Genomic DNA, 4754 nt, shown 5'->3' on the forward strand with positions numbered 1-4754 from the left:
CAAGTTTTTGCGGTGTTGACCGGCTTGCTTTTAGAACAGCCCCTCGATGAAGCCCTGATCATTAAGGAATATCCTTTCCGACGAGGGGATTTTCGGCAGGCCAGGCATGGTCATGATTTCGCCGGTGATGACGACGATGAAACCGGCACCGGCCGACAGCCGGACTTCGCGGACGGGGACCGTATGGCCGCTCGGCGCGCCGCGCAGGTTCGGATCTGTCGAAAACGAATACTGGGTCTTGGCCATGCAGATCGGCAGATGGCCGTAGCCCTGATCTTCCCAGGTCCGCAACTGCTCACGCACGCTCTTGTCGGCGATCACCTCGCCGGCATGATAGATGTCCTTGGCAATGGTTTCGATCTTCTGGAACAGCGGCATGTCGTCGGGATAGAGCGGCGAGAACTGCGACTTGCCGCCTTCCGCCAATGCAACCACCTTGCGGGCTAGGTCCTCGATGCCGGCGGACCCCTTCTCCCAATGCTTGCACAGGATCGCCTCCGCGCCGAGCGTCGCGACGAAATCCTTGATCGCCTGGATCTCCGCCTCGGTATCGAGGGTGAAATGATTGATCGCCACGACCACCGGCACGCCGAATTTCTTGACGTTCTGGACATGGCGGCCGAGATTGGCGCAACCCTTGCGCACCGCCTCGACATTCTCCGCGCCGAGATCTTCCTTCTTCACTCCGCCGTTCATCTTCATCGCCCGGGCGGTTGCGACGATGACGGCCGCATCCGGCTTCAGGCCCGCCTTGCGGCATTTGATGTCGAAGAATTTCTCCGCTCCGAGATCGGCGCCGAAGCCCGCCTCCGTCACCACATAGTCCGCCAGCTTGAGCGCCGTCGTCGTTGCCACGACGGAATTGCAGCCATGGGCGATATTGGCGAACGGCCCGCCATGGACGAAGGCCGGATTGTTTTCCAGGGTCTGAACCAGGTTCGGCTGCATCGCATCCTTGAGAAGCACGGTCATTGCGCCATCCGCCTTGATGTCGCGGGCAAAGACCGGCGTGCGGTCGCGCCGATAGGCGATGATGATATCGCCAAGCCGCCTTTCCAGATCCTTGAGGTCGCTCGACAGGCACAGAATGGCCATCACCTCCGATGCCACGGTGATGTCGAAACCGGTCTCCCGCGGAAACCCATTGGCAACGCCGCCAAGCGAGCCGACAATCTGGCGCAGCCCGCGGTCGTTCATATCCATGACGCGGCGCCAGGCGATGCGGCGGATGTCGATATTCTGCTCGTTGCCCCAATAGATATGGTTGTCGATCAGCGCCGACAGGAGATTATGGGCGGAGGTAATGGCATGGAAATCGCCGGTGAAGTGGAGATTGATATCCTCCATCGGCACCACCTGCGCATAACCGCCGCCGGCCGCTCCGCCCTTGACGCCGAAACAGGGGCCGAGCGAGGCCTCGCGGATGCAGATGACGGCCCGTTTGCCGATCCGGTTCAATCCGTCGCCGAGCCCGACCGTGGTCGTCGTCTTGCCCTCGCCGGCCGGCGTCGGATTGATCGCGGTGACCAGGATCAGCTTGCCATTCGGCTTGTCCTTCTGCCGGGCGATGAAATCGGCGCTGATCTTTGCCTTGTCATGGCCGTAGGGAAGCAGGTCTTCCGCCGGAATCCCCAGTTTCGCGCCGATGTCGAGGATCGGCTTCTTCGTCGCGGCACGGGCTATTTCGATATCGGATTTCACATCGGCCATATGGCGTCTCTCCCCTTCCACCGGTTCCGGTCTGGCGAGCATATGAGCGTGAACTGAAAGGGCTTTCCATCGAATTGTTGCGTGAAAGCGCGTCAGCGATACGAAAATTCGCTTTGCGGCGGCAAATCCGACGAAAGAGGCGGAAGAACAGCGTCCTTCCGTCTCAAAAACAATCGATTTCCGCCTATCGCGCGAGAATGTCGCGCATTTCGACAAGGTTGGAGCGCACGCGCAGGACATAGAAGCCCAGCGTGGCGAGATGGGTCGGCATGATCCAGCCATCCTCCCGGCCGTTGGAAATGATCAGCGGCTGGATTTTCAGCGAGGCGCGCAACTGCTTGATGCTTTCCGCCCAGATCGGGCCGAGGCCGCGCTGGTTGATGACCCCATCGAAATCCGCTCCGGTCGCCGACAATATGCCGTAATAGCCGTAGAGCTGGCCATAGGCGAACCAGAACCGGTCGTCGGCGCGCGTATCGAACCATCCGCCGTTGTAGTTCTCAGACCGTTCCCGCAGCATGGCCGAGGTACTGCCGATCGAGCTGGACACCCGATCCATGAATTCGAGGAAATTGTCCGCGCGCGCGTCGAATGTGACCGCACAGCTCGCCAGTTCGTCGTTGAAGGCACGAAGATCGGCGATGGCCGCGCGGTATTGCGAGGGCGTCGGCGTCAAGGGGCCGAACGGCGACAGGCCGAAATACCAGTTTGTTTCCTCATACTGCATCTTGCTGCGCACGCTCTGAAGCCGCGGATTGATGCCTGACGTGCCGCGCATGCGCACCAGCGAATCCACCAGCTCGACGGTCGTGCGGCGCACCGCCTCGTTGACGCCGCGCTGGAAGGCCGCCTTATTGTCGAACCAGGGCGTATGATCCCAGTCCATGCCGAAAAGACCGGTCTTGTAGAGCAGCATGGAGGAAATCCAGGCATTCTCGTTGACATTGTAGTCAATCAGGTCGGCCGTCACATCGACGATCGCCGAACGCTCGCAGCGATCGGCGGGCGCGGTCTCGCCGGCAGCGACCTTGATCGGCTGGCCGGCATCGTTCTTGCGCTCCGCCAGATTGTATCTGTTGACATAATCGGGGTCGAAGCCGGTCCAGGCCTGCGTCTGCCAGATGAAATAACCGTAGAGCGCGATCAGCAGCAAAAGCCCGATGCCGATCGGCCCCTTGATGATCCAGCTGCGCCCCCGATACCAGTTGGCGACGGTGATGAAAGGGAAGAGCAACCAGGCAATGACAATGCCGATGCCGCGGCCGATCGCGGAGAACAGGCGTTGAAAGAACGCGACGATCGGATCAAGCATTGCTGGTTTCCTCCCTGAGCCCGTAAAGGCGTTTGCGAAACGCCACCTTGTTCCTGAGATATGTGCCGGTCAGCGTCGCCACAACATATTCCCTGAACTTTTCGCTGTAATGTTCATAAGCCCCATAAAATCCCTCCTTGTCGAAGACGAAGCGGGAGACGAAATCGCTGGGCACGAGTTGAGCGATCAACCGGTTGGTCAACCATTGATCGGGATGCTCCGGTGCCGCCCGCACCAAAAGGAAGCGGTTTTCCGGCGGCACTTCCTGCATCCTGATCGTGCCGGAGGACAGCACCGAGCGGATCATCCCCTGCAGGAAGGGATAGGCGCCGTCCGAGGCGACCAGCGCGGAATTGCGGTGCATCCAGGTCTGTAGCCAGATCTGGTCGATGGAACCGAGATCGGTCGTTGGATCGGCTTGGTTGACCAGCCTGCGCAGGATCATGTCGGCCCGATGCTGATAGAGGCCGGAATCCTGCACCCAGGAGGCCTGCGGCAATTGCAGCCGCTTCGTCGAGGCCAGGAATTCATAGATGCGCTGATGGTCCGACAGGCTGATATAACTCACCTGCCAGGGTCGAGAGCGGCGAAATCCGGGTACGGAAGGATCGCAGATGACGGTGGTGGTCTTTTCGTCCAGAAAGACATAGACGCCGCCGAAATGATTGGCCCAGAAGGCATCATGGCGAAAGACGAGCTGGTCGGGCACCAGCGCATTCTCGCGGATATCGCCGGTCACCTTGGCAAGCTCGACCATCCGGTTCAGGAGCCCGTCATCGGCCCAGGCCGAGGGCTCGGTCTTCAGCCGGTCCGTCAGAGTGCGCAGTTCGGCCGCCTTGCCCAGCATGTCCTCGGCCGAGAGCACGCGGAAGCGGACTTCGTTGATCGACAGCAGATCATCGATATCATCGACGGTGGAAACGGAATCCTCGATCTCGCCATAGAGCGCGTCCCTGATCGTCACGGCATTGATGGCGCGCGCATTGGCGAAGAAGAATTCGTGCATCAGCGCGGCGGTATTGGAAAAACTCGTATGGACGACCGGCAATTCCTCCTGCGCCGGGGTGAGCAGGATGAAACGCCGGTTCACCCGGTTCGGATCGAGATAATCGCGGTCGCCCAGTTCGTCGGCGATCTCCGGCGAAAACCCGGTCACGTCGATCCGAAACGACGACAGCGCCGTCGGACGCAAGCCAAAACCCTCAAGCGCCTTGTTGTAGCGGGCAATCAGATGCGGCTCGGAAATCTCGAGCAGGCGACCATAGATGAGTTCGGCTTCCAGGAGACGTTTCATGCGGCATAGACCGTCAGCTGGTCATCTGTAAACTTCACGGCGGTGCCCGATCTCGACAACGAGCACGACAAGTTGCCTATCGCGCAACTCGCACAAAACACGGAAATCACCAACCCGGTATCGCCAGAGATGGCCAAGCGCACCGCCTTGCAAAGGCTTTCCGAGCAAACGCGGATTGTCGAGTGTTGCAACGCGTTTGCGTAAATACTCTCGAATCCGAACAGCATTGGAACGTCCCATCTTTTCGAGCTGTCGGAGTGCTTCATCCGTGAGCTCAATCGTCCAAGCCAAGTTTCCGCTCAACTTCTTCAAGAGTGTAAGTGCGCGTTTCGCCACGCGCTAATTTTTCCAACACCTGTTCCGCCAGATAAATATCCTCAAGGTCCTCAAGGTGCTCCTCGATCGCCTGACGGATGTAAAAGGTTGCCGTGCGGCCCG

Annotated in this window: 5 protein-coding genes; all 5 read right to left on the reverse strand. The window is 59.7% G+C overall.

Going from position 1 to position 4754, the window contains the following annotated elements; genetic code table 11:
* Positions 1-30: 30 nt before the first annotated feature.
* A complete protein-coding gene (locus VL202_RS14300) occupies positions 31-1710 on the reverse strand; it encodes a formate--tetrahydrofolate ligase (RefSeq protein ID WP_325464772.1) in 1680 nt (559 codons plus the stop codon).
* A gap of 184 nt (positions 1711-1894) precedes the next feature.
* Positions 1895-3022: a DUF2333 family protein gene (locus VL202_RS14305; protein ID WP_325464773.1), complete on the reverse strand. Its 1128-nt coding sequence runs from the start codon at positions 3020-3022 to the stop codon at positions 1895-1897.
* On the reverse strand, positions 3015-4316 hold the full coding sequence (locus VL202_RS14310) for a DUF6638 family protein (RefSeq protein ID WP_325464774.1): 1302 nt from the start codon (positions 4314-4316) through the stop codon (positions 3015-3017). Before VL202_RS14310 ends, VL202_RS14305 begins: the two co-directional genes overlap by 8 nt.
* A gap of 21 nt (positions 4317-4337) precedes the next feature.
* On the reverse strand, positions 4338-4556 hold the full coding sequence (locus VL202_RS14315; RefSeq protein WP_414692865.1) for a type II toxin-antitoxin system RelE family toxin: 219 nt from the start codon (positions 4554-4556) through the stop codon (positions 4338-4340).
* Between the two features lie 34 nt (positions 4557-4590).
* On the reverse strand, positions 4591-4731 hold the full coding sequence (gene relB, locus VL202_RS14320; RefSeq protein WP_325464776.1) for a type II toxin-antitoxin system RelB family antitoxin: 141 nt from the start codon (positions 4729-4731) through the stop codon (positions 4591-4593).
* Between the last annotated feature and the right edge of the window lie 23 nt (positions 4732-4754).

Origin of the sequence: Pararhizobium sp., from assembly GCF_035497515.1 — a bacterium.
GTDB lineage: Bacteria > Pseudomonadota > Alphaproteobacteria > Rhizobiales > Rhizobiaceae > Pararhizobium.